The sequence below is a fragment of the Mediterraneibacter flintii genome (genome assembly GCF_055387595.1).
Genome location: NZ_AP031405.1, coordinates 2233930 through 2258974, shown reverse-complemented (window position 1 = coordinate 2258974; position 25045 = coordinate 2233930). Strand labels below are relative to the sequence as shown.

25 protein-coding genes are annotated in these 25045 nt (G+C 42.1%); 22 read left to right on the top strand and 3 right to left on the bottom strand.

What is annotated here, in order from left to right:
- Positions 1-13 precede the first annotated feature (13 nt).
- From ACZ5C4_RS10655 to ACZ5C4_RS10595, 13 genes are all read left to right on the top strand, one after another.
- Positions 14-1297, top strand: a complete 1284-nt coding sequence (locus ACZ5C4_RS10655; protein ID WP_464520966.1) for a DUF5716 family protein — start codon at positions 14-16, stop codon at positions 1295-1297.
- Positions 1272-2039, top strand: coding sequence for a hypothetical protein (locus ACZ5C4_RS10650; RefSeq protein ID WP_186874277.1), 768 nt, complete (start codon positions 1272-1274; stop codon positions 2037-2039). The genes ACZ5C4_RS10655 and ACZ5C4_RS10650 overlap by 26 nt, the downstream gene beginning before the upstream one ends.
- 111 nt (positions 2040-2150) lie before the next feature.
- A complete protein-coding gene (locus ACZ5C4_RS10645) occupies positions 2151-2996 on the top strand; it encodes an amino acid ABC transporter substrate-binding protein (RefSeq protein ID WP_464522335.1) in 846 nt (281 codons plus the stop codon).
- Positions 2997-3088: 92 nt separating this feature from the next.
- On the top strand, positions 3089-3736 hold the full coding sequence (locus ACZ5C4_RS10640) for an amino acid ABC transporter permease (RefSeq protein ID WP_186874278.1): 648 nt from the start codon (positions 3089-3091) through the stop codon (positions 3734-3736).
- Positions 3737-3748: 12 nt separating this feature from the next.
- Positions 3749-4510, top strand: a complete 762-nt coding sequence (locus tag ACZ5C4_RS10635; protein WP_186874279.1) for an amino acid ABC transporter ATP-binding protein — start codon at positions 3749-3751, stop codon at positions 4508-4510.
- A 204-nt stretch (positions 4511-4714) separates the two neighbouring features.
- Positions 4715-5422 carry a phosphoribosylaminoimidazolesuccinocarboxamide synthase gene (gene purC / locus ACZ5C4_RS10630; RefSeq protein WP_186874280.1) on the top strand — a complete coding sequence of 236 codons (708 nt, stop codon included), beginning with the start codon at positions 4715-4717 and terminating at the stop codon, positions 5420-5422.
- Positions 5423-5488: 66 nt separating this feature from the next.
- Positions 5489-6922 (top strand): adenylosuccinate lyase, encoded by a 1434-nt coding sequence (gene purB / locus ACZ5C4_RS10625; protein WP_464520965.1) that lies wholly within the window; start codon positions 5489-5491, stop codon positions 6920-6922.
- Between the two features lie 134 nt (positions 6923-7056).
- Complete coding sequence (locus tag ACZ5C4_RS10620) at positions 7057-8106, top strand: leucine-rich repeat protein (protein WP_464520964.1); 1050 nt, start codon at positions 7057-7059, stop codon at positions 8104-8106.
- Positions 8107-8128: 22 nt separating this feature from the next.
- Positions 8129-8899: a threonine/serine exporter family protein gene (locus ACZ5C4_RS10615; protein WP_186874283.1), complete on the top strand. Its 771-nt coding sequence runs from the start codon at positions 8129-8131 to the stop codon at positions 8897-8899.
- On the top strand, positions 8899-9336 hold the full coding sequence (locus ACZ5C4_RS10610) for a threonine/serine exporter family protein (RefSeq protein ID WP_464520963.1): 438 nt from the start codon (positions 8899-8901) through the stop codon (positions 9334-9336). The genes ACZ5C4_RS10615 and ACZ5C4_RS10610 overlap by 1 nt, the downstream gene beginning before the upstream one ends.
- A gap of 310 nt (positions 9337-9646) precedes the next feature.
- A complete protein-coding gene (locus ACZ5C4_RS10605; protein ID WP_464520962.1) occupies positions 9647-10390 on the top strand; it encodes an SIR2 family NAD-dependent protein deacylase in 744 nt (247 codons plus the stop codon).
- A gap of 67 nt (positions 10391-10457) precedes the next feature.
- The gene (gltX, locus tag ACZ5C4_RS10600; RefSeq protein WP_464520961.1) at positions 10458-11918 is read left to right on the top strand and encodes a glutamate--tRNA ligase; all 1461 of its coding nucleotides are present in this window, start codon (positions 10458-10460) and stop codon (positions 11916-11918) included.
- A gap of 18 nt (positions 11919-11936) precedes the next feature.
- A complete protein-coding gene (locus ACZ5C4_RS10595) occupies positions 11937-13763 on the top strand; it encodes an ATP-dependent helicase (protein WP_464520960.1) in 1827 nt (608 codons plus the stop codon).
- Here the strand turns inward: ACZ5C4_RS10595 and ACZ5C4_RS10590 are convergent.
- Positions 13746-14048 carry a DUF1292 domain-containing protein gene (locus ACZ5C4_RS10590; protein ID WP_464520959.1) on the bottom strand — a complete coding sequence of 101 codons (303 nt, stop codon included), beginning with the start codon at positions 14046-14048 and terminating at the stop codon, positions 13746-13748. The genes ACZ5C4_RS10595 and ACZ5C4_RS10590 overlap by 18 nt on opposite strands.
- Before the next feature lie 272 nt (positions 14049-14320).
- On the opposite strand from ACZ5C4_RS10590, the gene ACZ5C4_RS10585 reads away from it, so the two are divergent.
- The 3 genes from ACZ5C4_RS10585 to ACZ5C4_RS10575 are packed head-to-tail and all read left to right on the top strand — an operon-like array spanning position 14321 to position 17584.
- Positions 14321-15310, top strand: a complete 990-nt coding sequence (locus ACZ5C4_RS10585; RefSeq protein WP_464520958.1) for a substrate-binding domain-containing protein — start codon at positions 14321-14323, stop codon at positions 15308-15310.
- A 20-nt stretch (positions 15311-15330) separates the two neighbouring features.
- Positions 15331-17025 (top strand): alpha-amylase family glycosyl hydrolase, encoded by a 1695-nt coding sequence (locus tag ACZ5C4_RS10580; protein ID WP_464522334.1) that lies wholly within the window; start codon positions 15331-15333, stop codon positions 17023-17025.
- Between the two features lie 22 nt (positions 17026-17047).
- Positions 17048-17584, top strand: coding sequence for a DUF5662 family protein (locus ACZ5C4_RS10575; RefSeq protein ID WP_464520957.1), 537 nt, complete (start codon positions 17048-17050; stop codon positions 17582-17584).
- Between the two features lie 57 nt (positions 17585-17641).
- Here the strand turns inward: ACZ5C4_RS10575 and ACZ5C4_RS10570 are convergent, their stop codons facing one another.
- Positions 17642-18121, bottom strand: a complete 480-nt coding sequence (locus ACZ5C4_RS10570) for an S-ribosylhomocysteine lyase (RefSeq protein ID WP_464520956.1) — start codon at positions 18119-18121, stop codon at positions 17642-17644.
- A gap of 131 nt (positions 18122-18252) precedes the next feature.
- Here ACZ5C4_RS10570 and ACZ5C4_RS10565 point away from each other — a divergent pair, with 131 nt between their 5' ends.
- A complete protein-coding gene (locus tag ACZ5C4_RS10565; protein WP_464520955.1) occupies positions 18253-18951 on the top strand; it encodes a histidine phosphatase family protein in 699 nt (232 codons plus the stop codon).
- 445 nt (positions 18952-19396) lie between these two features.
- Here the strand turns inward: ACZ5C4_RS10565 and ACZ5C4_RS10560 are convergent, their stop codons facing one another.
- A complete protein-coding gene (locus ACZ5C4_RS10560) occupies positions 19397-20713 on the bottom strand; it encodes an oligosaccharide flippase family protein (protein ID WP_464520954.1) in 1317 nt (438 codons plus the stop codon).
- Positions 20714-20875: 162 nt separating this feature from the next.
- Here ACZ5C4_RS10560 and ACZ5C4_RS10555 point away from each other — a divergent pair, with 162 nt between their 5' ends.
- From ACZ5C4_RS10555 to ACZ5C4_RS10535, 5 genes are read left to right on the top strand one after another with little or no spacing between them, the layout of a single operon-like run.
- A complete protein-coding gene (locus ACZ5C4_RS10555; protein ID WP_464520953.1) occupies positions 20876-21337 on the top strand; it encodes an RrF2 family transcriptional regulator in 462 nt (153 codons plus the stop codon).
- Positions 21338-21384: 47 nt separating this feature from the next.
- Positions 21385-22575 (top strand): cysteine desulfurase NifS, encoded by a 1191-nt coding sequence (gene nifS / locus ACZ5C4_RS10550; protein WP_464520952.1) that lies wholly within the window; start codon positions 21385-21387, stop codon positions 22573-22575.
- 38 nt (positions 22576-22613) lie between these two features.
- Positions 22614-23057, top strand: a complete 444-nt coding sequence (gene nifU / locus ACZ5C4_RS10545; RefSeq protein WP_186874295.1) for a Fe-S cluster assembly scaffold protein NifU — start codon at positions 22614-22616, stop codon at positions 23055-23057.
- The gene (gene mnmA / locus ACZ5C4_RS10540) at positions 23057-24127 is read left to right on the top strand and encodes a tRNA 2-thiouridine(34) synthase MnmA (RefSeq protein ID WP_464520951.1); all 1071 of its coding nucleotides are present in this window, start codon (positions 23057-23059) and stop codon (positions 24125-24127) included. The genes nifU and mnmA overlap by 1 nt, the downstream gene beginning before the upstream one ends.
- Entirely contained in the window at positions 24124-24942 is an 819-nt protein-coding gene (locus tag ACZ5C4_RS10535; RefSeq protein ID WP_464520950.1) for a histidinol-phosphatase HisJ family protein, read from the top strand. Before mnmA ends, ACZ5C4_RS10535 begins: the two co-directional genes overlap by 4 nt.
- Positions 24943-25045: the final 103 nt, after the last annotated feature.

The window sequence follows — 25045 nt, the reverse complement described above, 5'->3', positions numbered from 1 at the left end:
AGGCATTTTGCCTATGGGACAAGGCAGTATTATCGGGTATGAAATCAATGAAAAGACATGTCAGATCAGCTATTATAATGAAGAGGAATTAGAGCCCGATACATTGGAAGTGGATACAGATAATTACCAGATTCCGCTGATTATAGGAAAATTAAGAGACACATGGGCATACGGTAAAGAGGCGAAAAGGCTGGTTACGATCAAAGAAGGCTTTACAGTGACGCGGCTTTTAGATAAGAGCTTATCAGGGGAAAAAATTGAGTTTGGAGAAGAAACGTATGACGCAGTATGGCTGTTGTCACAGTTTATCCAGATGTCACTGCAGTCTTTTCCGCAGATTGACGGAATTGTATTTAGCGTTCCGGTACTGACAGAGGAACTGGCACAAATGCTGCGTGGAATTGCGGTTCGTATGAATATCGATAAACGGCACATTTTTATACAGGATTACAAAGAAAGCTTCTGCAACTATCTTTTTTACCAGCCAAAAGAATTGTGGCAGTATGATGCGGCATTGTTTTGCTGTGACAGAAATGAAATTAAGGCGTATATGCTTAGAAGGCTGAAGCCAGGACTCGGGGGCGGAAAGACGACCTTTGTGACGGTCGACGAGGTTGCAAGCGCGCACATGAAAGAACTGGCGGCTGTGTATCCGGTATTAAATGAGGACAAGGCAAAAGAAGCGGATTTCATGTTCTGCCGGTTCATAGAAAGTGTTTTTGATAAACGGATTGTATCTTCTGTCTTTTTGACAGGAGAGGGATTTGAAAATAACTGGTATCCCAAAGCACTTAGAGTGTTGTGCAATGGGAGACGTGCGTTCATCGGAAATAATCTTTACAGTAAGGGTGCATGCTATACCGCATACCGGAAGTTGTTTATGCATATTGAAAATCCAGTGTATCTTTCTGAAGATAAGCTGACGGATCAGATTACAGTAAATATGCGGGTAGATGGACAGGAGATGTGGTATCCGATTGTTTCGTGGGGGGCACACTGGTATGAATCAAACAATCAGTGGGAAGTGCTGTTAGAGGATGTGGAGGACATCGAGTTCCATATAGAATCTTTGATTCAGGGAAGTTTAAAAACAGAGAAGATCTCGTTGGAAAAGTTCCCTAAGAGAGCAGAATATTCTATGCGCCTTCAGATTGAGACATTGTTTTTGGATGAAAAAACCTGTAAGATAACAGTGCGTGATGCCGGATTTGGAGAATTCTTCCAGCCGACAGATTTTCAGGAGGAAAAAATCATACATTTAGGAGGAAATGATGGGAAGTTTAATTCTTTGTCATGATAAACACGCGACTCACCCATATGAAATTACGAGAATCCACTGTAAGATTTTTACACTGGAAGAACTTTGCTATTATCTGTGTAACAATCTCTATCTGATCGATTATACGATCATGAATCAACAGCTTTTAAGCTGGCTGGAGGAAGAACTTGAGATGACAGAACTGGCAGGACAACTAAGGGATGTCATCCGCCTGAAAGGGTCTGTGGAAAAATTTGTACTGACAATTTTGAAAGCATCGAAGATTTACCGAGAACCGGAGATGATCCGGATTCAGAATGTCCTGGAACATCTGAAAAACCAAAAAGATATTGAACGGCAAAAATATAAAGGGGATAACCTTTTAGAAAGTGGAGAAATTGAGGAGGCAATCCTTGTATATCAGGCGATTTTAAATGGGGAAAGGGACGAAAGCGTAGATGCAAAATTTTATGGAAAAATTTATGCATGTTTAGGCGCGGCATATGGCAGGCTGTTTTTATACCAGGAGTCTGCCAAAATGTATGACAGGGCATATCAAATTTGTGGGGATAAGGCATTATTGAAGCCATATCTTTATGCCTCCTATAAATATATGTCGTTGGAGGAATATCATATTCTGCTTACCAAGCACGAAGAATATGTAGAAGTCAATGCCCAGATGCGGCGGGAAATGGAAGAGATAATGAAAAAAGTACCAGCAGAGCCAGGGCGTGAATGGATCGAGAAATGGAAGCGGAGGCACAGGAGAAGCCATACCTGATAAAAGGTTTGACAGAGTGTCAGAAATATGATACTATATCCACATATTTTAGCGTGGTAAAGTAATCAATTACTAATATGATAAAGCGCCACGGCAAGGAGGATATGTATGATGAAGAGAAAAGTAGCGTGTATGCTTGCGGCAGTTTTGACTGTCTCTGTTGTGGCGGCAGGATGCGGCAAGACAACAGAAGGACAGTCAGATGGAAATGAGGATAAGAAAACAGAAAGTACATCTGATTCAGTCACAAATGGCGGGAACACTTTTGTAGTAGGCTTTGATGCGGAGTATCCGCCATATGGATATATGGATGATAATGGAGAGTATACCGGATTTGATCTGGAACTTGCACAGGCAGTCTGTGACATTGAAGGATGGGAGTTAGAGAAAAAACCAATTAACTGGGATTCTAAAGATATGGAACTGAACTCTGGTTCTATCGACTGTATCTGGAACGGATTTACTATGAACGGCAGAGAGGACGACTATACGTTTTCCACTCCTTATGTGGATAACAGCCAGGTAATCGTCGTGTCGGAAAGCGCAGGAATAGAAAGTCTGGAAGATCTGGCAGGAAAAGTAGTGGGAGTACAGGCGGCTTCCGCGGCTTTAGATGTATTGAACGGCGACCAGAAGGCGTTGGCAGATACCTTTGCTTCCTTGAATGAGTTTGCAGACTATAACACTGCATTTACAGAATTACAGGCAGGCGCGCTGGATGCTTTGGCGATAGATATCGGTGTGGCGAAATACCAGATCAATTCCCGCGGGGACGGATATGTAATTTTAGATGAAACACTGAACAAAGAACAGTATGCAATTGGATTCAAAAAAGGGAATGATGAGCTGTGCGAAAAGGTAAACGCAGATCTTCAGACACTTACAAACGACGGAACAGTTGCGAAGCTGGCAGAAAAATATGAGATTGCCGATATGGTGACATTGAAAGCAGAATAAAGAAAAATGCAGTGTAAATTGCAGGGCGTATCGTGCAAAACATTCCCCTCGGAGGCTTCCGAGGGGCATACTTGTGTCTGGGAGGATGTTACATGAGTTTTGAGGTAATGTTAAGACAATTATTGGAAGGATTTGGACAGACGTGTCTGATTTTTTTCCTGACTTTGGTATTTTCACTTCCCTTGGGAATGGTTGTATACTTTGGAAGAGTATGCAGGATAAAGCCAATCAGCTGGCTGGTGAAGATTTACATATCCATTATGAGAGGAACGCCTCTTATGCTTCAACTGCTGGTTTGGTATTTCGCTCCATTCTATCTGTGGGGCATGAATATCGGAGGATATAAGCTGACGGCTATTTTAATTGGATGCTCCTTGAATTATGCGGCATACTTTGCAGAAATCTACCGTTCTGGTATCGAATCTATACCCAAAGGACAGTATGAGGCAGCCGCACTTTTGGGTTATTCCAGACAGCAGACATTTTTCAAGATTGTTTTGCCGCAGGTGGTGAAAATTGTTTTGCCGTCTGTAACAAATGAGGTGATTACGCTGGTAAAAGATACCTCTCTTGTATATTCCTTGTCCTATGTCGAAATGTTTGCTGTGGCAAAGCAGATTGCGGCAGCGCAGACGACTGTGCTTCCATTTTTTATCGCCGGTGTATTCTACTATATATTTAACTATGCAGTTGCCGGAGTGATGGAACTGTTCGAGAAACGTCTGGATTACTATCGATAGGAGGCAGATGATATGAAACTTCTGGAAATGAATCATATAAAGAAAGCGTTCAACGGCGTACAAGTAATAAAGGATATTTCTCTTTCTGTGGAAAAAGGAGAGATTCTCGCAATTATCGGCCCTTCGGGGTCTGGGAAGTCGACGCTTTTGCGCTGTGCGACGATGCTTGAAACGATAGATGACGGAGAGATACAGTATCTTGGCAGGAGGGCGGCATGGGTAGAAGGCGGAAAACCCGTATTCCCAAAGAAAGAAGAAAGAAAGGAAATACAGTCCTATTTTGGTCTGGTCTTCCAAAATTTTAATTTGTTTCCCCATTTTTCTGTGATGAAGAATATTACAGATGCTCCGCTGAAAGTACAAAGACGTGGAAAAGAGGAAGTATTTGAAGAGGCAAGACGGCTTTTGAAAAAAATGGGGTTGGAGGACAAGGAGAATGCGTATCCATATCAGCTTTCGGGAGGACAGCAGCAAAGAGTTTCGATTGCGCGGGCATTGATGATGCATCCGAATATTTTGTTTTTTGATGAGCCAACCTCTGCGCTGGATCCGGAGCTGACAGGTGAAATCTTAAAAGTAATTAAAGATCTGGCAGCGGAGCATATGACAATGGTGATTGTCACACATGAGATGAGTTTTGCCAGAAAGGTGGCAGATCATATTATTTTTATGGACAAAGGCGTCATTGCGGAAGAAGGGACGCCGGAGGATGTATTTGGATCGAAGAATGAAAGAATCAGAGAATTTCTTGGAAAATTGACATCAGAAAGATAATAAATAGATGGTTATATATAAGTAAAGCTTATTAAATTGCGAGAAAATAAATAATGAGAGATACGCGGATAAGGCGGCGGGAATATTGATTTTCCCTCCGCCTTATATTATAATCAGAAATGCAGCAGGAATGGAAGTGGTCAGGCTGTCCTGCCTGCATTGAACCTTGTATTTTAGAAAAAAGAAAGGGACAGGTGTAAACATATGAAAAAATTAGAACAGCTTTATGAAGGAAAAGCAAAGAAAGTATTTGCCACAGAAGATCCGGATATTGTAATCGTAGACTATAAAGATGACGCGACGGCATTTAATGGGGAGAAAAAAGGAACGATTGTAGGAAAGGGAGTTATTAATAACCGGATGACAAATTATATTTTCCAGATATTGGAAAAGGAGGGCGTTCCGACTCATTATGTAGAGGAATTAAGTGATCGGGAAACAGCGGTGAAAAAAGTAGAGATTGTACCGTTAGAGGTAATTGTAAGAAATGTAGCCGCAGGAAGCTTTTCTAAGAAGCTTGGCATTGAAGAAGGAAGAAAATTGTTGGCACCGACCCTGGAATTCAGCTATAAAGACGATGATCTCGGCGATCCGATGATCAACGATTACTTTGCGATTGCCATCGGCGCTGCTACGCGTGAAGAGATTGATAAAATCACGAAATATACATTTAAAGTAAATGAAGTGATGAAGAAATTTTTTGATGAAGCAGGAATTGAACTGATTGATTTTAAGATTGAATTTGGAAGATACCACGGGGAGATTATACTGGCGGATGAAATTTCACCGGATACCTGCCGCCTGTGGGACAAAGAGACGCATGAAAAGCTGGATAAAGACCGTTTCCGCAGAGATATGGGAAATGTAGAAGACGCATATCAGGAAGTATTTAAACGGATTGGTATTAAATAAGGCAGTGTGCATATGCTGCTTTGAAAAAGCGGCGGGCAGGTTTTTAGTTAAGAAAAGGAGACAAATATGAGTAATGAACGTTATGCAAGTCCTCTGTCAGAGCGTTACGCCAGCAGAGAGATGCAATATATTTTCTCTCCGGATAAGAAGTTTAAGACATGGAGAAGACTGTGGATAGCTCTGGCGGAAACAGAGAAAGAGCTGGGATTAAATATTACAGAAGAACAGATAGAAGAATTGAAAGAGCATGCCGAGGACATTAACTATGACGTGGCGAAAGAACGGGAAAGGGTTGTGCGTCACGACGTGATGTCACATGTATATGCCTATGGTGTACAGTGTCCTAAGGCAAAGGGGATTATCCACCTCGGAGCGACCTCCTGCTACGTAGGCGATAACACAGACATCATTATTATGTCTGAGGCATTAAAGCTGGTGAGAAAAAAATTATTGAATGTAATTGCGGAACTGGCAAAATTTGCGGATGCTCAGAAGAGCCAGCCGACGCTTGCCTTTACGCACTTTCAGCCTGCACAGCCTACAACGGTGGGAAAGAGGGCAACACTTTGGCTGCAGGAGTTTGAAATGGATCTAGAAGATCTGGATTATGTACTTAGCAGCTTGAAAATGCTGGGTTCGAAAGGTACTACAGGTACCCAGGCAAGTTTTTTGGAGCTTTTTGACGGAGATCAAGAGACAATAGACAAGATCGATCCAATGATCGCAGAAAAAATGGGATTTAAGGCATGCTATCCGGTATCTGGACAGACCTATTCCCGAAAAGTGGATACAAGAGTATTAAACGTGCTGGCGGGGATTGCAGCCAGCGCCCATAAGTTTTCAAATGACATCCGTCTGCTGCAGCATTTAAAGGAAATTGAGGAACCATTTGAAAAAACGCAGATTGGTTCTTCAGCGATGGCTTATAAGAGAAATCCTATGCGCAGTGAAAGAATTGCATCTTTGTCGCGCTATGTTATGATTGATGCGTTGAATCCTGCTATTACATCTGCAACGCAGTGGTTTGAGAGAACGCTGGATGATTCCGCGAATAAACGGTTAAGTATACCGGAAGGCTTTCTTGCGGTGGATGGGATTTTAGATTTATGTATGAATGTAGTGGATGGACTTGTTGTATATCCGAAGGTAATTGAAAAACGTCTTATGTCGGAGCTGCCGTTTATGGCGACAGAAAATATTATGATGGATGCGGTGAAAGCAGGAGGCGACAGACAGGAATTGCATGAAAGAATCCGTGAACTTTCCATGGAAGCCGGCAGAAATGTAAAAGAAAAGGGAGAGGAGAACAATTTACTCGAATTGATTGCAGAGGATCCGGCGTTTAATATGACTCTGGAAGAACTGAAAAAGACAATGGAGCCATCCAAATATATAGGGCGGGCAAAAGAGCAGGTGGAAGCGTATCTAAAGAATGTAATTTCCCCTCTGCTTAAGAAAAATGAAGAGGCACTTGGAATGAAGGCAGAAATTCATATATAATTCCAAAGCAGACCAGAGATTTAGAAGAGATGAATTTTGTGCAAAGGAATGTTGCAAATGATTGCGGCATTCCTTTTTCTTATGCTAATTTTTAATAGGTGTTTTAGTGAATAGGAAAGGTATAGGTGAAGTGTATGGAACATTGTGAAAAGTTTTACAGCAGATTGAATTTAAGAGAAATGTATGTCCGGCTGCTGGGAGGAATTCTTACGGCAGTATTTTTGAGTATTCTCTCTTTAGCGGCACATGAGTTTACAGAAAATTTTACGAAAGGAATCTATGAAGGAGATGTCAGAGCAAAAGCAGACAAAGAGGCAGAGATAACAGAAGAGAAAGTTCTGTTTACAGATTTGTATGGGATGATGGAGTCCGCAGTCAGTACAGCTTCTGGAATGATAAAGGCGGATCGTTATTCAGATATAGCAGTAGATTCTCCTGCTTTGCCGGCTGAAGCTACATATATGCCGGAAGCTATTCCAGTAAATGAAGAAACTGTGACAACAGATATTGTGACGGAGGTACCAGTTGAAAAAGATGAAGAGAGCATAGTTCCTGAAATTCCCATTACTCCGGAAACCGATGTTCCATTGGAAAATCCAGATGGCGAAAACGGTGCTGGAACTGTTGTTTCAGTGAATGGATTTCTGGTAGATGAAGCTGGCATGATCTATGGAATCGAACCAGGAACGGAGATTCTTTACGACGGTTATCTTCTCAGCCTTCCACAAGAAAATGTAAATGGAATCAGAAAAGGTGCGTTTGCCGATATTTCTGCGGGAGCAATAGAAATGTATATTCCGGAAAATATCACGAATATTGAGGCTGGCGCATTTATCGGATTAAATGAGCTGGAATGGATAGAGACAGCACCTGGAAATGAAAGCTATGCAAGTCTGGATGGAGTTTTAGTCACATCTGATTTGAGCTGTATTGTTGCATTTCCGAGTGGAAGAATAGAAACATATATTGTTCCGGAGACAGTAACGAGATTTGAAGATTATTCCTTCTTTCATACCTCTCTTACCAAAATCGACATGAGATTATGTGGAATAGTAGAAATTGGAGCCTCCATATTTGGAGAAGGAAACGGAACGGGAATTACAATAACAGTGCCGGAAGGAACAGAGGAGATTTACCAAAATGCGTTTCTGTGTTATGATGTGACGGTGGAAAGTGCATTCTAATTTCATCTAAGGGGGTGTGCCAATGGATTATAAGCTTGTTATCCGTACAGCGGTCCTGGCGGGGGAACTGATGCTGTTAAGCGGAGCAGAGACATATCGGGTAGAAGATACCATGAATCATATACTCAAGACAGCTCATACAAAGACGGCAGAGGCGCTTGTGTTTAGAACGGGGATTCTGGCTACAATTGATAATCCTGATATAGAACCGGTTACAATGATGCGGCGGGTAAAAAATTCTGGTACAAATTTGAACCGGATTATGCAGGTGAATGATATTTCACGAAAATACTGTGCGGGGGAAATGCCGTTGAAAGAGGCGTATGAACGACTTGGCGGTATTCAGAAGAAGCAGTATAAAACAGGTATTTATAATCTGGCGACACTGATTATTCCGGCGGGATTTGCGCCCCTGTTTGGGGGACAGATGCCGGAGATACTTCTGTCTGCGGCGATGGGAGCTTTGCTGGCGCTGATTATCACTGTGGGCAAACGGTGGAATGTAAATGGATTTATATTAGATACAGTATCGTCCTTCATGGTCGCAGCGGCAGTGTTTCTCTTAGGTGCCAAAATATCGGGTGTGGATTTGGACATTGTAATTATCAGTGCAATTATGCCGCTTGTGCCGGGGGTGGCAATCACAAATGCTGTCCGAGATATTTTACAGGGAGACTACATGTCTGGAAATGCAAGAGTGCTAGAAGCATTTCTGACAGCCGCAGGGATCGCCATCGGTGCTGGAGCTGGCATGTGGATTGCAGGAGTGATTATAGCAGGAGGTGTACGGTGATGAGTCTGATCATTGGTGTGGCGGGATGCTTTTTCTCGGTTACGGCATTTGCGATATTGCTGGAAACTCCGAAATCCTATTTGATTCATGCAGGGGTAGTTGGCGCGGTAGGCGGCTTTGTGTATCTGCTGGGAACAAAAAATGAACTGGGCGTCGTATTTTCTTCCTTTTTGTCTGTATTAGCTATCGCGTTTTTGGCACATTTGTTTGCACGTATATTTAAAGAGCCAGTTACCGTATTTTTAATTGCAGGGATTCTTCCTACGGTTCCTGGAGCTGGAATGTACAGGACTGCATATTATTTGATTCAGAATGACAGTGAAAAAAGTGGATATTACTTGCTCCAGACATTAGAGATCGCAGGGGTGATTGCTCTGGCGATTTTCATCATGGACACGTTGTTTAAAATAGTGGGGAAAAGAGAAAAAAAGATATAAAAATGTAACAGTTCAGCCCGCGCCATTCGTAAAACCGCACTACGTGCTTATCGTGGCTGCCGCCACCGTTTTACTCATTGACGGGCGCTTAAGCTCATACAGATGTACGCTCGCAAAAACATGCAGGCATGTTTTATGCTTCCCGCACACTGTATGGCTGAACTGTTACATAAAAATCGGTTTTTTTGTTTGTTGAACTATCCTTTTACATGTTCTATAATATGAATGAGGAACGGGGCTTCTCGTGTCCTTGGCTGCTTAGAAGAAGCAGGGTGGTGTTTTTTCAGTCAAGAACAGTGGAGGGTACTATATGGGGGAAAAGAATATACTTCAGGTTCTGAAAAACAGCAAGTATACAGTAGTATTGACAGGCGTAGAAATGATGATTGAGAACGGATACCCAGCATTGAGAGATGGTTTTGCTTCCTATGATGTGGAGAAAAAGTATGGGTATTGTCCGGAGGAGATTTTAAGCAGTGTATTTTATGCAACACGTAAAGAACTCTTTTTTCAGTTTTATAAGGAAGAGATATTAAAGGCGGCGCAAAAAACTCCGGGAGCAGGGTATGTAAGCCTGAAAAGGCTGCAGGATCACGGACTGATACAGACAATCATTACGAAACGGATTTTCGGACTTGAAGACAGGGCAGGTTGCCTAAATGTAATAAACCTACATGGAACGATCTATACGAATGTATGCCCCAAATGTGGAAAAAGATATTCCATGGAATATATCAGGAATACAAAAGGAGTTCCACTCTGTGAAGTGTGTCTGGCTCCGATACGGCCTAAGATATGTTTGTTCGGGGAAGCGGTGGACAATTCCGTGATAACAAAAGCAGCAATGGAAATGGAACGGGCAGATGTGATACTTGTATTGGGTGCCCCCGTCCATGCGCCGATGTGTCAGATGCTGAGACAGTATTATGAAGGAAATCAGTTCATTGTCGTAAAGGCATCGGAACATTTTTCAGATACACAGGCAGATATATGTATACATTCCAGATGTGATGTATTTCTGGAAAATCTGGTAAAAGAATATGAAAAAAGCTGAAAAGATACAGCATAGCTGATAAAATACCAGTTTATAGTAAAATAAAACAGAAGGTGGAGAAAGAACGATGGATAGAAAAGTAAGAACAAGATTTGCGCCAAGTCCTACAGGAAGAATGCATGTCGGAAATTTGCGTACCGCATTGTACGCATATCTGATTGCAAAGCACGAGGGCGGGGATTTTATTTTAAGAGTGGAGGATACGGATCAGGAACGGTTTGTAGATGAGGCGCTCGACATTATTTACCGCACAATGGAAAAGACAGGGCTTCACCATGATGAAGGGCCGGATAAGGATGCTGGATATGGTCCCTATGTACAGAGTGAACGGTGCGCGCAGGGAATCTATCTGAAATATGCAAAACAACTGGTAGAACAGGGAGACGCATATTATTGCTTCTGCGATAAAGAACGGCTGGAATCTTTAAAAACCTCTGTTTCAGAGGACGGAACAGATATTGTCGTATATGACAAGCATTGTCTGGGATTAAGTGCGGAGGAAGTACAGGCAAATTTAAAAGCAGGCAAACCCTGGGTAATTCGGCTCAATGTACCGAATGAGGGAACGACAACCTTCCATGATGAGATATATGGAGATATTACAGTTCCAAATCAAGAACTTGATGATATGATACTGATTAAATCAGACGGATTTCCAACTTATAATTTTGCGAATGTGGTAGATGATCATCTGATGGAAATCACCCATGTTGTAAGAGGAAATGAATATCTGTCGTCTGCGCCGAAATATAACCGCCTGTATGAGGCGTTTGGATGGGAGGTACCGGTATACGTACACTGTCCCCTGATTACAGATGAAAATCATAAAAAATTAAGCAAACGCTGCGGCCACGCTTCTTATGAAGACTTGATAGAACAGGGATATGTATCAGAAGCGGTTGTCAACTATGTGGCCCTGCTTGGCTGGTGTCCGACTGACAATCGGGAAATCTTTTCTCTAAAAGAGCTGGTGGAAGCGTTTGACTATCGCCATATGAGCAAGTCTCCGGCCGTATTTGATACGGTAAAATTAAAATGGATGAACGGAGAATACTTAAAGGCGATGTCATTTGAACGTTTTTATGAGATGGCAGAGCCTTATATCAAGGAAGTCATAACAGCAGACTATGATTTGAAAAAAATAGCGGCTCTTGTTAAGACGAGAATCGAAACCTTCCCCGATATAAAAGAACAGATCGATTTCTTTGAGAGCGTGCCGGACTATGATGTGGCATTATATACGCATAAGAAAATGAAAACGAATCCGGAAAATTCACTTGCGTTTTTGCAGGAAATTTTACCGGTGCTTAAGGAGCAGGAGGATTACAGCAATGACGCTCTGTTTGAGGTGCTCAAAGCATATGCCACAGAACATGGATATAAAATCGGTTATGTAATGTGGCCGCTTCGGACTGCCGTATCAGGCAGACAAAATACGCCGGGCGGAGCGACAGAGATTATGGAAGTACTTGGAAAAGACGAGTCACTCAAAAGGATCCGCGCGGGAATCGAAAAACTAAAAGCATAAAGGAGAAACAAATAAAGATTGAATCAGGCACAGGAAAAAGCAGCAAGGATAAAGAATGGACCCTGCCTTGTACTTGCAGGGCCAGGATCTGGAAAAACAAGGACGATTGTAAATAGAATAAGATTCCTGATTGAGGAGTATAAGGTAAGACCAGAAGAAATTCTGGTCGTTACTTTTACCCGCTATGCGGCATCTGAGATGAAAAGCCGTCTGTGTGAACAGGCAGGGAAAAGTGCAGCTCCAGTTACGGCGGGGACGTTTCACGGAATCTATTATGGAATATTAAAATGGGCGTATCGGATAGGCTCTGGCAATATTCTTTCAGAGGAAGAAAAATACCAGATTCTAAGAGCAGCCGTCGCCCAGCAAAAAATGGAAGTGTTCGATGAAGAAGATTTTCTCGAAGGGCTTGTCTCCGAAATAGGTGTAATAAAGAACAATGGGATTGCTATAGAGGAATTTCATTCGAAAAAGTGTGACAGCGATGCTTTTTATGAAATTTACAAAGCATATGAAAGACAGAAGAAAAAGTTAAAAAAAATTGATTTCGACGATATGCTATTGCTCTGCCGCAATTTATTTTTAACCCATCCGGATATTTTAAAACAGTGGCAGAAGAAGTTTCGGTATATTCTGATCGACGAATTTCAAGATATAAACCGTATTCAGTATGATGTCATAAAAATGCTGGCTCTGCCGGAAAATAATCTGTTTGTGGTAGGGGATGATGATCAGGCAATCTATGGATTCCGCGGGGCAGACTCGAAAATTATGTTTGAATTTCTAAAGGATTTCCCTAAGGCAGAGCAAATATTTTTAAATACAAATTACCGTTCGACTGCCAATATTGTGAACAATTCCCTGAAAGTCATCGAAAAAAATACAGTCCGTTTTAAAAAGAAGCTGCACGCGGCAAAGGAAAAGGGGACAACCGTACATATACAGGAAGTAAAAGATCCGGTGGAGGAAAGCAAATACATAGTAAGAGAGATAGAAAGGCGGATAGAAAAAGGAGTTTTAGCAGAGCAGATAGCTGTTTTGTTTCGGGTACATACTGATGCCAGGCCTTTGGCAGAATGTTTTCTGGAACATAAAATTGCATTTCAGATGCGAGAGTATCTTCCAAACCTATACAGCCATTTTATCGGAAAGGATATACAGGCCTATTTTCATATGGCCCAGGGAAGCAGACTGCGCGCAGAATTTCTACAGATTATGAACCGTCCGAAGCGCTATCTTTCCAGGGAAAGTCTTACGCAAGGGGAGGTTTCTTTTGAGGAGCTTCGGAAGTTCTATTTCGACAAGGAATGGATGCAGGATAGAATTGACCAGTTGGAGTGGGATTTAAAAATGCTTTCTAAAATGGCGCCTTATGCGGCAATCCAGTATATGCGCAAAAAAATCGGATACGACGATTTTTTAAGAGACTATGCAAAGATAAAACAGATACAGGCTGCCGATTTGTTTGAAATTCTTTCCGAGATAGAAGAGGCGGCAAGACCGTTTTCTACACTTGAAGAATGGTTCCGGCATGTGGAGGAGTATACAGAGGCTTTGCGCAGAAAGGAACAGAAAAAGAAAGAAGAACAAAAAGGGATACATTTGATGACTATTCATGCCGCAAAGGGATTGGAATTTGATACGGTATTTATCATAGGGGCAAATGAAGGCCAAATTCCGTATAAAAAAGCAAAAAGTGAGGAAGAGACAGAAGAGGAAAGACGGCTGTTTTATGTGGCAATGACGCGGGCAAAGGAAGTGCTGCAGATCTGCTATGTAAAACAAAGAAACGGGAAAGAGACAGCTCCCTCCCGTTTTGTAAATGATTTACTCAAGAGCGTCTAAATCAAGCTCTTCGTATTCCTGTGTATCCAGCCATTCATCAAAGGCTTCGGAGGCACGCTCGAATTCATCGTCATCTTCGATGTTTTCAAGCTCTGGCTCTTCAGAGGTACCTTCAAAGAAACGATACAGATAGACTTGGCCGTCTTCATTGTCTCCGTTTTCATTTAGAGGCAGCAAGGCAATATATTCCTGCCCGTCGGTTTCAAATATAGTAAGTACCGCACATTCCAATTCTTCGTCATTGTCCAGTGTCAAGGTGACAGTGAGCGCTTCATTTTCGTTCATTGTTTTTCTCCTTTATTGTATTGGATTCCTCATTAGAATAAGGGAACCACTGCTATTAAAACTCTATCAGATCGAATATAAAAAAGCAAGAAAAACATAGACGGCGATCGGTTGACAATCCTCTGAAATAAGGTAGAATGTAAGAGTGAGGCATAAAAATAGACATAAAAAGATCTATTCAATACATAGTATCTACAGGTGCCTGTGCATAAAAGGCAGCACAGGTATTTTTGTCTCTTTACAGGAATAGAAAAAAGAAAGGAAATGACAGGATGAAAAGAAAGGCTGCAAAACTACTGCTGATGTTGACAATAGCGGCTGTTTTTACAGGCGGCTGCAAAAAAAATGTCGGTACTCCTGAAGACAATGCAGTGGTGGAGACACAAGAAGAGGAAGAACCCGAAGAACAAGAAGAATATGTTTTAGGATACAGTTGTATTAATCTGACCAATCCGTTTTACGATACGTTAAAAACGGCAATTCAGACATCTTTAGAAGAGCAGGGGGCACACTTGATTGTCAAGAATCCAGAAGGGGACGTACAGGTGCAGATTACCCAGATTCAAGAGATGATTGAGGAGGGGGTAGACGCCGTCTTTTTATGTCCCGCGGACTGGGAAGAGATTACACCGGCATTAGAAGCGCTCAAGGAAGCGGATATTCCTGTCATTAATTTAGATACAGAAGTAAAAGAAACAGATTTGATTGATGCATATATTGGCTCTGACAATAAAAATGCCGGTTATGTATGTGGGGAGGATTTAATAGCCGCGAAGCCGGACGGAGGAAGAATTGTGATTGTGGAATGCCCGTCGGTAAATTCTGTAAATGACCGGATTACCGGATTTGAGGAGGCCATCGCAAAGGGGGGATTTGAAGTACTGACAAGAATTAATAGCGGTGAGCAAGAGGTTGCAGATGTAATGGCAGAAGTGCTGAATCAGTATCCCCAAATTGATGCTGTTATGTGCGGAAATGATGAGATGGCAATGGAGGTATACCAGGCAGTGCAGGCTGCAAAGCGCGCAGACATTTTGATTTATGGTGTGGATGGCTCTCCAGAGGTAAAGCAGTTATTGGCGGAAGGAACAAATACAATGAGGGGAACCGGAGCACAGTCTCCGATCAGTATTGGAAAAACAGCGGTGGAGACAGCGAAGGCGATTTTAAGCGGAGAAGATTATGAAAGAGAAGTACATGTGGAGACATTTTTTATCAGCAGGGAAAATGTAGAGATGTATGGAACTGATGGCTGGCAGTAAGAAAGGACTAGTATGAAATGGTGAAGAAGACAAAAGGGCATCCGCTTCCACTGGGGGCAACGGTAGAAGAAGGCAAAGTAAATTTTTCCGTCACAGTACCGGCAGGGAAAGAGTGTATTCTTATGCTATATAGAACAGGAGAAGAAAATCCGGCATATACATTTGAGATGCCGGAAGAAGAAGGAATCGGAGAGCTCCGCTTTCTGTCTATAGAAGGAACGGCGCTTGGGAAGTATGAGTATAATTATAAGACAGAAGCGCAGATATGGACAGACCCTTTTGCGAAAGAACTGGTTTATTATAGAGAATATCTGGAAGAAAAAGAAGAACATACCTTGCAGAGGCGGGGAAAAATTGCAGAGGGGCAGTACGACTGGGAAGGGGACAAAAGACTGCATCTTCCTTACCATGAAATCATTGCCTATAGTATTCATGTAAAGGGATTTACAAAGCATAGTTCTTCTGGTGTACGTCACAAAGGAACTTTTCTTGGAGTGATAGAGAAAATCCCGTATTTGAAAGAGCTTGGGATCAATCAGATACAGTGTATGCCGGTTTATGAATTTGAAGAATCTGTAAAGGGATATACAAATTACTGGGGATATGGGGCAGGGTATTTCTTTGCGCCAAAAATCTCTTATGCGGCTGGTAAAGATGCAAGAAGAGAATTAAAGGATATGGTAAAGGCGTGCCACAGTGCAGGGATAGAGGTAGTTCTGGAGATGCCCTTTGATTCTGAAATTCTGCCTCAGACAGCATTGGAGTGTCTGAGATATTATATGATGGAATACCATATAGACGGTTTTGTTGTGAATCCATATCATGTTTCCTGGGAGATGCTGCATAAAGATCCGCTTCTGAAGGATGGAAAGATTATGTGTAAGGATGACGGCTTCCAAAATGTAATGCGTCGGTTTTTAAAAGGCGATGAGGGAATGATTGATTCCGTTATCTGGGCGTTAAAGCACAATTCGGGCGAGGATGGAAAGTGTAATTATATTACTTCCCACAACGGGTTTACCTTATGGGATCTTGTCTCTTATGATGGAAAGCACAATGAGGCAAATGGAGAAAAAAATCAAGACGGGCCGGATTATAATTATAGCTGGAACTGCGGCGTTGAGGGGCCCAGCAGAAAGAAAAGCGTAGTACGGCTTCGCAAAAATCAGGTGCGAAATGCGTTCCTTTTACTGCTTACAGCGCAGGGGACTCCATGTCTGTTGGCAGGAGATGAATTTTACAATTCCCAGGAGGGAAACAATAATGTCTATTGCCAGGACAATGAGCTGGCATGGCTGAATTGGGGAAAGCTTAAGACAGACAACACATTATTTTTATATGTAAAGCAACTGATAGCGCTGCGAAAAATGCATGCAGTACTGCATAAGAAGGAAGAAATACGCGGGATGGACATGACAGCGTGTGGAATACCAGATGTATCCTATCATGGAGAAAATGCCTGGCAGATACAAAATGAGGTTTCCAGCCGGCAGCTGGGGGTTCTGTACTATGATGAGGCCAAAAAGGATATATGCTTTATCGCATATAATATGCACTGGGTTAAGCATACATTTGCCTTGCCGGCCCTCAATGGAGGAAAGAAGTGGTATAAGGTGTTTGGGACACAGCAGGAGACAGAAAAAGAAGAAGGTTTAGAGAACCAGAGGACAATAGAAGCAAAAGAAAGAAGTATCGTATTTCTGGTTGGAAGATAGAAGAGCAGGGCGGCATGAGAATATGAAAGCATTACAACATTTTTGTACAATTACAAGACACAAGATATTGGTTATGAAAGAATGTTTCCAGGTGGGGTTATATCGTCAAGGCTTGCTCCATGATTTATCGAAGTACAGCTGGACAGAATTTAAGATAGGATGTAAGTATTATCAAGGATCGCGCAGTCCGAATAACGCAGAGCGCGAGGCGGTCGGATACTCCTCGGCGTGGCTGCATCACAAAGGAAGAAATAAGCATCATTATGAATACTGGATTGACTATGGCCTTGATGGAGAGAAAGGGATGATCGGCATGAAAATGCCGGTCAAATATGTAGTGGAGATGTTTTTGGATCGGATAGCTGCCTGTAAGGTGTATAAAGGAGAAGAATATACGGATCGTTCCCCTTTGGAGTATTACCTCAAAGGAAAAGGAGAATATCTCATGCATCCGGATACACAGGCTTTGTTAGAAAAACTTCTCCGTATGCTGGCAAAAGACGGAGAGGAGAAGACATATCGGTATATTCGGACAAATATTTTGAGAAAGAAAAGATAAATAAAAGGGAAAAACAGCGCCGGTGTACAAAGAAATACTTGTACACTGGCGCTGTTTTCATTCAGGATAGTAAAGCTGGCAGTCCTGAATATCTAAAAGAACTTCTTTTAGATAGCGTTTTGCCTGGTATTTTGCCATAGGAAGGTTCATATCTAAGTAATTTCCGCAGTCCTTGGCAGAAGCACCTGGAATTTCTCCCTGATATTCTGCAATAAAAGTAAACATTCCTTTAAGGAGATGGAGAATATCAAGAGAGGCGTAGTCGCCGAAGAGCAAAAGGTAGAAGCCCGTCCGACAGCCCATGGGACCAAAATATAGTACCTTATCTTTGAAGTCTGGATGATTTCTTAAAAAAGTAGCTCCGAGGTGCTCGATTGTATGTACTTCAGCCGTGTTCATTACAGGCTCGTCATTAGGAGAAGTCATGCGGATATCGAAGGTAGTGACGCATGTTCCGCAAAAGAAATCCTTGCGTGAGACATAGATACCAGGAACTAATTTTAGGTGGTTGACTGTAAAGCTTGCTATTTTTTCCATAGGAGACTCCTTTCGATTGTCGATGATATTAGTATAAATCTTTTTTGCAAAATTGAAAAGAAAAGTTTATACTAAGAGAGCGTCAATAGTAACAGATGGTCAGAAGGCTGTCTGTTACCGGCAATAAAAAGATGATAAATATAGTAGTATGTGAATTGGCAGGAGAGAACGGAGGAAGAGAGATGACAAGACTGTATATTGTCCGGCATGGAGAGACGGACTGGAATAAAAAGCGGAGAGTACAGGGACATTCAGATATTCCTTTGAATGAATATGGAATACATTTGGCAAAAGAGACCGCAGAAGGACTAAAGGACACAAGGTTTGATGTAGCATATACAAGCCCGCTAAAAAGAGCGCGGCAGACCGCACAGATTATACTAGGCGAAAGAAAGATTCCATTATATGAAGAGGAAAGAGTGAAAGAGATGGGTTTTGGGGAGTATGAAGGACTATGCTGTGCAGGGCAAAATAAAGATGAAAAAAGCGAAGAATTTCAGAAGTTTTTCGGTGACACAGCTAATTTTATACCAGCCAGGCATGGAGAGACAATTGAACAGGTAAATAAAAGAACAGAAGATTTTCTAAAAGAAATGTGTGCCCGAAAAGACTTAGAAGGAAAGAATGTATTGGTTTCCACCCATGGGGCGGCTATGACTTCTCTGTTAAACCATATTAGAAATAATACGAAGACAGCCGATTTTTGGAAATATGAAGTGCCGCCAAACTGTGCAGTGACAATTGTAGAGATTACAGATGGAGTGCCGAAGATAATAAAAGAAGGGATTATATACTATAAAGAACCAGTAAAAAAGTGGAAAGCAGTATAGAAAATTGGCAAAAAGAACGTGTGAAAGAGATGCTTTGCATCGTTCGTCAGGGTTTCGCCGAAATTCCTCACTCACGCAAAGCATCTCTTTCACACTCACACTTTCGCCAGCTTAAGTTTATAATTTGTAACGGAAAAAATCGACTTCACGCTGCTATGCATTTCCAATCGGAAGTAGTATAGATACTTCTAATTGAAGGGCTATAACAACGTGAAGTCGTTCTCTTTTTTATGAATTTCAGTTAGGGCGCCACCTTCCTATAGACGAAGGAAAAACTTCTGACTGGGAGTCTGTAGCAGCGTGAAACCGGTTATGTTCCGCCTGGAAATATAAACTTAAGCTGGCGAAAGTGTAAGCGAGGGAGGGCGTGTGTTGCAAAAGTGAGGAATTTCGGCGAAGTCCTGACGAACGTTGCAATATACGCCCTCTTGCGCGAACCATTTCGTCAATTAACTTTATAATTGAATTTTAGTATGAGGAGAGCGCATAGTGTGACTAAGAACTGGCTTGCGAGGAGTCCCCACAGGTAGCCTTGTATACCGAAACCGGGCACTATGAAAAATACGCTTAATATACGTATGCCAAGTCCCAGAAGATTGATGGCGAGGGTAAAGGCTGTTTTGCCTAATCCGTTGATAACACTTAAAAATGCTCCGTTTACATAGAGGAACGGACAAATCCAAGCTAAGGTGACGATAAATTTGCCGGCGGTGGCGCTGTGAAAAATGACAGAGCCGATAAAGGGACCAAAAATCAAAAAGAAAAGGCAGCAGGCAAGACCAAGAATAAAACAGGAGCCTGCCGCTTTTTTAACAAGATGTTTTAGCTTTGTTTGTTGTCCGGAAGCCTGAATTTCGGCGACAGCAGGCATTAGCATAATCGATACGGAGCTGGTAATCGCTGAAGGGAAAAGAATACAAGGAAGAGCCATTCCAGTGAGGACTCCGTAAATGCTTAAAGCTTCAGAAGTGCTGTGGCTGTACAGCTTCAGGCAGTTTGGGATTGCAGCGGCTTCGATACTCTGCAAAAGAGTGACAGACAACCGGTTTGCAGTCAAGGGCAGAGAGAGGAAGAGCAGCTCTTTTGTATTGCCGGCGACTTTGGCAGGCATAAAATGCGGGAGACGAAAATGGTGTCCCCATAAAGATTTTGCAGAGTATAAAGCAGATGCGAATTCTCCTGAGACGAGACCAAATACTGCAATCACGACAGAGGGCTGTGAGCCGTCTTGCTTAAGGTAAAAATATAGAAGCGCAACAGAGGTGATGCGGACAGTCTGTTCTATTAATAGGGAAAGAGCAGGAATTTTGGTCTGCTTTAAACCATAACAGTAGCCGCATATACAGCTATGTACAGCGCAGCAGGGAAGTGCGTAGGAGACTGCTGTCAGTAAACCTAAGCACCTAGAATCTCCTAAAAATTCTTCTGCAATATATGCAGCGTTTGCCTGGATAAATAATAGGCCGGCAAAGGCAAGAGAACAGGAAAAAATCAGACCTGACAAAAGGACATTTTTGGCTTCACCGGGTTTTCCAAGAGACATTTTCCTGGCTACAGTACGTGAGATGGCTGTCTGTATTCCTGCAGAGGACAAGGAGATGAACAGTGTATAAACGGGAAAGATTAACTGATAGAGTCCTACATTTTCTTCACCGAAGGCATGACTTAAAAATATACGGTAGAAAAAGCCCATAAAACGGGTGATAAGGCCAGTAAAGGTCAAAACCAGTGTCCCACGAATGAAAGCGTGCTTTTTGGCCATAGGATTCTCCTAAAATATATACTTTTTAAAACATATTCACAGTTGCGGCTTGACAGAACTTGAAGCAGATGATATTCTACAGAAGGGAAATCCTAGTAAAATAATAGGAAATAAAATATAAAACTGCCGATGTTCATCGGATGAAATTAAGAAGGTGAAGATTTGAAATTATCGACAAAAGGAAGATATGGACTAAGAGCACTGATTGATCTTGCCCAATACAGCGAAGAAGGGCCGATTTCCATAACAAGCATTTCCGGTCGTCAGGATATTTCAGAACGTTATCTGGAACAGCTGATGGCAAAACTGAAAAAAGCAGAAATTGTCAAAAGTGTACGTGGAGCCGGAGGGGGGTATATTCTGGCTAAACCTATGCGGGAAATTTCAGTGGGGGATGTCCTAAGGGCGTTAGAAGGGAGTTTAGAACCTGTCGAGTGCGCAGGATTAGAGCCGGGAAACAGCTGCAGCGCCTCCGACATCTGTGTGACAAAATATGTCTGGAAACGAATAAATGAAAGCATCAATCAGACAGTAGATGAAATAAAACTGGAGCAGCTTGTAAATGAAAGCAGGAAGAAACAATACACTGCAGGCAGAAGAGCAAAAGCAGAATGCCGGAATTAAGAATAGCAGAAAGAAGAGAAGAACACCATAAAAGAGGAGGAAACGAGATGGGAAAATTCATTTATTTAGATAATGCAGCGACAACGAAAATTGCACCGGAGGTAATGGAGACGATGCTGCCATATTTTACAGAGCATTTTGGAAATCCGTCCAGTGTATATGGCTTTGCGTCCCAAAACAAAGAAAGAATTGCAGAACAAAGGGAAAGAATTGCTTCTATATTGGGAGCAAAGGAAAATGAAATTTATTTTACAGCAGGCGGAACAGAAAGTGACAACTGGGCGTTAAAAGCGGCGGCGGAAGCATACGGGGCAAAAGGAAAACACATTATAACAAGCAAGATTGAGCATCATGCGATTTTGCATACATGTGAGTATCTGGAAAAACAGCATGGCTTCGAAGTAACCTACTTAGACGTGGATGAGAATGGGATTGTAGATTTAGAGGCGCTGAAAAAGGCAATCCGTCCAGATACTATTTTGATTTCTATCATGTTTGCCAACAATGAAATTGGGAGTATCCAGCCGATAAAAGAGATTGGACAGATAGCGCATGAGCATGGAATTTTATTCCATACAGATGCGGTGCAGGCATTCGGACAGATTTTAATTGACGTGGATGCATGTCATATTGATATGCTTAGCGCCAGTGGACATAAGATCAACGGCCCGAAGGGAATTGGGTTTTTATATATCCGAAAAGGCGTAAAAATCCGTTCGTTTATTCATGGAGGCGCACAGGAGAGAAAACGCCGCGCAGGGACAGAAAATGTGCCGGGTATTATAGGACTGGGAAAAGCGGCCCAGCTGGCAGCGGATTCTATGGAGGAGAGAACTGGGGCGGAAAGAGCTTTAAGAGATTATATGATTGAAAGAATTGAAAAAGAGATTCCTTATTGCAGACTCAATGGAGACAGAACAAAAAGACTCCCTAACAATGTGAATTTCAGCTTCCGGTTTATCGAGGGAGAATCTCTTTTGATTATGCTGGATATGAAAGGGATCTGCGCGTCCAGCGGCTCTGCATGTACTTCCGGTTCTCTGGATCCTTCTCATGTACTTCTGGCGATCGGGCTTCCACATGAAATCGCACATGGATCCTTACGCATGACGCTGGGAGCAGATACGACGAAGGACGATATTGATTATGTGGTGGAAGAATTGAAAAAGATAGTAGAGCATCTTCGCAGTATGTCCCCTCTATATGAGGATTTTGTGAGGAAACAGGCAAACAAATAAAAGAGAGAATAATAGAGAGAATCAGGAGGTTGATTAGTATGTATACAGAAAAAGTAATGGATCATTTTCAGAATCCGAGAAATGTAGGAGAAATCGAGAATGCAAGTGGAGTCGGTACGGTAGGAAATGCAAAATGCGGGGATATTATGAGAATTTATCTGGATGTAGATGACAACCAGATTATCAGAGATGTAAAATTTAAGACGTTTGGATGCGGAGCAGCAGTTGCTACAAGCAGCATGGCGACGGAACTGGTAAAAGGAAAAACAATTTATGAAGCGTTGCAGGTGACAAATAAGGCGGTGATGGAAGCGCTCGACGGACTTCCGCCGGTAAAGGTGCACTGCTCTCTCCTGGCAGAGGAGGCAATTCATGCAGCCCTTTGGGATTATGCACAGAAACATGGGATTGAAATAGAAGGTTTGGAAAAGCCAAAGTCAGATATCCATGAGGGCGAGGAAGAAGAGGAAGAAGAATACTAATGAGTAAAGTAGTAGTGGGAATGTCGGGAGGCGTAGATTCTTCTGTCGCCGCTTATCTTTTAAAAGAGCAGGGGTATGATGTGATCGGGGTTACTATGCAAATCTGGCAGGACGAAGAGCAGACAGTCATGGAAGAGAATGCGGGCTGCTGCGGATTAAGTGCGGTGGACGATGCAAGACGTGTGGCAGCGGCGCTGGATATTCCATATTATGTTATGAATTTTAAAGATGTGTTTAAAAAAAATGTAATAGATTACTTTGTGAATTCTTATTTACAGGGAAAAACTCCGAACCCCTGTATTGCCTGCAACCGATATGTAAAATGGGAATCTCTTCTGGAAAGAAGCCTTGCGATCGGGGCAGATTATATAGCGACCGGACACTATGCGCAGATAGAACAACTGAAAAACGGAAGATATGTATTGAAGCGCTCAGAAAATTTAAAAAAGGATCAGACCTATGCACTGTATAATCTGACACAGGAACAGTTAAAAAGGACTTTGATGCCGATAGGACGTTACAGCAAAGAAAAAGTGCGTGAAATTGCCGCCAAGATACATCTTAAGACGGCAGATAAGCCGGACAGCCAGGACATTTGCTTTGTACCTGACGGAGACTACGCTTCTTATATAGAAGAAAATACAGAATTTCCAATACCAGAAGGAAATTTTGTGACTTTAGAAGGAAAAATTTTAGGGAAGCATAAAGGAATTACACACTATACAGTAGGACAGAGAAAAGGGCTTGGACTTTCGCTGGGCTATCCGGTATTTGTGCTGGAAATTCGTCCGGAGACGAACGAAGTGGTGATTGGAACACATGCACAGTCATTGACGAGCACGCTGCGCGCAAATCAGCTGAATTTTATGGCTGTGGAGGATATCGAAGAGCCGGTGCGGGTTTTTGCAAAAATCAGATATAATCATAAAGGCGCATGGTGTACAATAGAAAAGACAAGTGAAGATGAAGTAGTCTGTACCTTTGAGGAACCACAGCGCGCTGTAACACCCGGACAGGCAGTTGTTTTCTATCAGGATGAATATGTTTTAGGGGGAGGAACCATACTATGATACGAAGTGATTTTCATATGCATACGGCATTTTCAGGGGATTGCGATGTACCTGCCCGTAAAATGGTGGAAGGAGCTATGGAAAAGGGACTGAAAACAATCTGCATCACTGACCATAATGACAGGGATTATCCAGAACATAGAGAAATGCAGGGGCAAAAATTTGAGTTTGACTTAGAGGAATATTTTCGCATACTTACAAAGCTTCAAAAGGAATATGCCGGCAGGATAGAAATTCGTATTGGAATCGAGCTGGGCCTTCAGCCGCATTTAGGCCAGTACTATAAAGAACTGGTAAACCGGTATCCGTTTGATTTTGTGATCGGTTCTGTCCATGTAGTAAACGGAAAAGATCCTTATTATAAAGAAATGTTTCAGGATAAGTCGGATGAAGAGGCCTATGCAGAGACATTTGCAGCTACATTAAAAGACCTTGAGTCTGTGGAGGATTTTGATGTGCTTGGACATTTGGATTATGTGGTGCGGTATGGGACACATGGGGCGCAGGAATATTCTTATAGAAGATTTGCGTCTTATATTGATGACATTTTGAGGAAAATAATCGATATGGGAAAAGGGATCGAGATGAACATGGCAGGATTTAAGTATGGGCTCAATTTCGCACATCCACATCCAGACATAATAAAACGGTATAAGGAACTGGGCGGTGAGATTATTACGATCGGAGCCGACGGACACTGTCCGGAACATATTGCATATGATTTTCAGAAGGCGGGAAAGATCTTAAAGGACTGCGGATTCGAATATTATACAGAATTTAAGGAAAGAAAACCGATTTTTAAGCATGTTCCATAAAAATACATTTAGTACTTGAATTTTTGTTCTTGTTTTAGTACAATGAGTCTAGTTGATGAATCTTTAACAATTATTAGGGGATTGTTGAGGATTTACCATAAAG

Coding starts and splice junctions, on each gene's coding strand:
- ACZ5C4_RS10655 (WP_464520966.1), top strand. CDS start 14: ATGGGACAAGGCAGTATTATCGGGTATGAAATCAATGAAAAGACATGT.
- ACZ5C4_RS10650 (WP_186874277.1), top strand. CDS start 1,272: ATGGGAAGTTTAATTCTTTGTCATGATAAACACGCGACTCACCCATAT.
- ACZ5C4_RS10645 (WP_464522335.1), top strand. CDS start 2,151: ATGAAGAGAAAAGTAGCGTGTATGCTTGCGGCAGTTTTGACTGTCTCT.
- ACZ5C4_RS10640 (WP_186874278.1), top strand. CDS start 3,089: ATGAGTTTTGAGGTAATGTTAAGACAATTATTGGAAGGATTTGGACAG.
- ACZ5C4_RS10635 (WP_186874279.1), top strand. CDS start 3,749: ATGAAACTTCTGGAAATGAATCATATAAAGAAAGCGTTCAACGGCGTA.
- purC (WP_186874280.1), top strand. CDS start 4,715: ATGAAAAAATTAGAACAGCTTTATGAAGGAAAAGCAAAGAAAGTATTT.
- purB (WP_464520965.1), top strand. CDS start 5,489: ATGAGTAATGAACGTTATGCAAGTCCTCTGTCAGAGCGTTACGCCAGC.
- ACZ5C4_RS10620 (WP_464520964.1), top strand. CDS start 7,057: ATGGAACATTGTGAAAAGTTTTACAGCAGATTGAATTTAAGAGAAATG.
- ACZ5C4_RS10615 (WP_186874283.1), top strand. CDS start 8,129: ATGGATTATAAGCTTGTTATCCGTACAGCGGTCCTGGCGGGGGAACTG.
- ACZ5C4_RS10610 (WP_464520963.1), top strand. CDS start 8,899: ATGAGTCTGATCATTGGTGTGGCGGGATGCTTTTTCTCGGTTACGGCA.
- ACZ5C4_RS10605 (WP_464520962.1), top strand. CDS start 9,647: ATGGGGGAAAAGAATATACTTCAGGTTCTGAAAAACAGCAAGTATACA.
- gltX (WP_464520961.1), top strand. CDS start 10,458: ATGGATAGAAAAGTAAGAACAAGATTTGCGCCAAGTCCTACAGGAAGA.
- ACZ5C4_RS10590 (WP_464520959.1), bottom strand. CDS start 14,048: ATGAACGAAAATGAAGCGCTCACTGTCACCTTGACACTGGACAATGAC.
- ACZ5C4_RS10585 (WP_464520958.1), top strand. CDS start 14,321: ATGAAAAGAAAGGCTGCAAAACTACTGCTGATGTTGACAATAGCGGCT.
- ACZ5C4_RS10575 (WP_464520957.1), top strand. CDS start 17,048: ATGAAAGCATTACAACATTTTTGTACAATTACAAGACACAAGATATTG.
- ACZ5C4_RS10570 (WP_464520956.1), bottom strand. CDS start 18,121: ATGGAAAAAATAGCAAGCTTTACAGTCAACCACCTAAAATTAGTTCCT.
- ACZ5C4_RS10565 (WP_464520955.1), top strand. CDS start 18,253: ATGATAAATATAGTAGTATGTGAATTGGCAGGAGAGAACGGAGGAAGA.
- ACZ5C4_RS10560 (WP_464520954.1), bottom strand. CDS start 20,713: ATGGCCAAAAAGCACGCTTTCATTCGTGGGACACTGGTTTTGACCTTT.
- nifS (WP_464520952.1), top strand. CDS start 21,385: ATGGGAAAATTCATTTATTTAGATAATGCAGCGACAACGAAAATTGCA.
- nifU (WP_186874295.1), top strand. CDS start 22,614: ATGTATACAGAAAAAGTAATGGATCATTTTCAGAATCCGAGAAATGTA.
- mnmA (WP_464520951.1), top strand. CDS start 23,057: ATGAGTAAAGTAGTAGTGGGAATGTCGGGAGGCGTAGATTCTTCTGTC.
- ACZ5C4_RS10535 (WP_464520950.1), top strand. CDS start 24,124: ATGATACGAAGTGATTTTCATATGCATACGGCATTTTCAGGGGATTGC.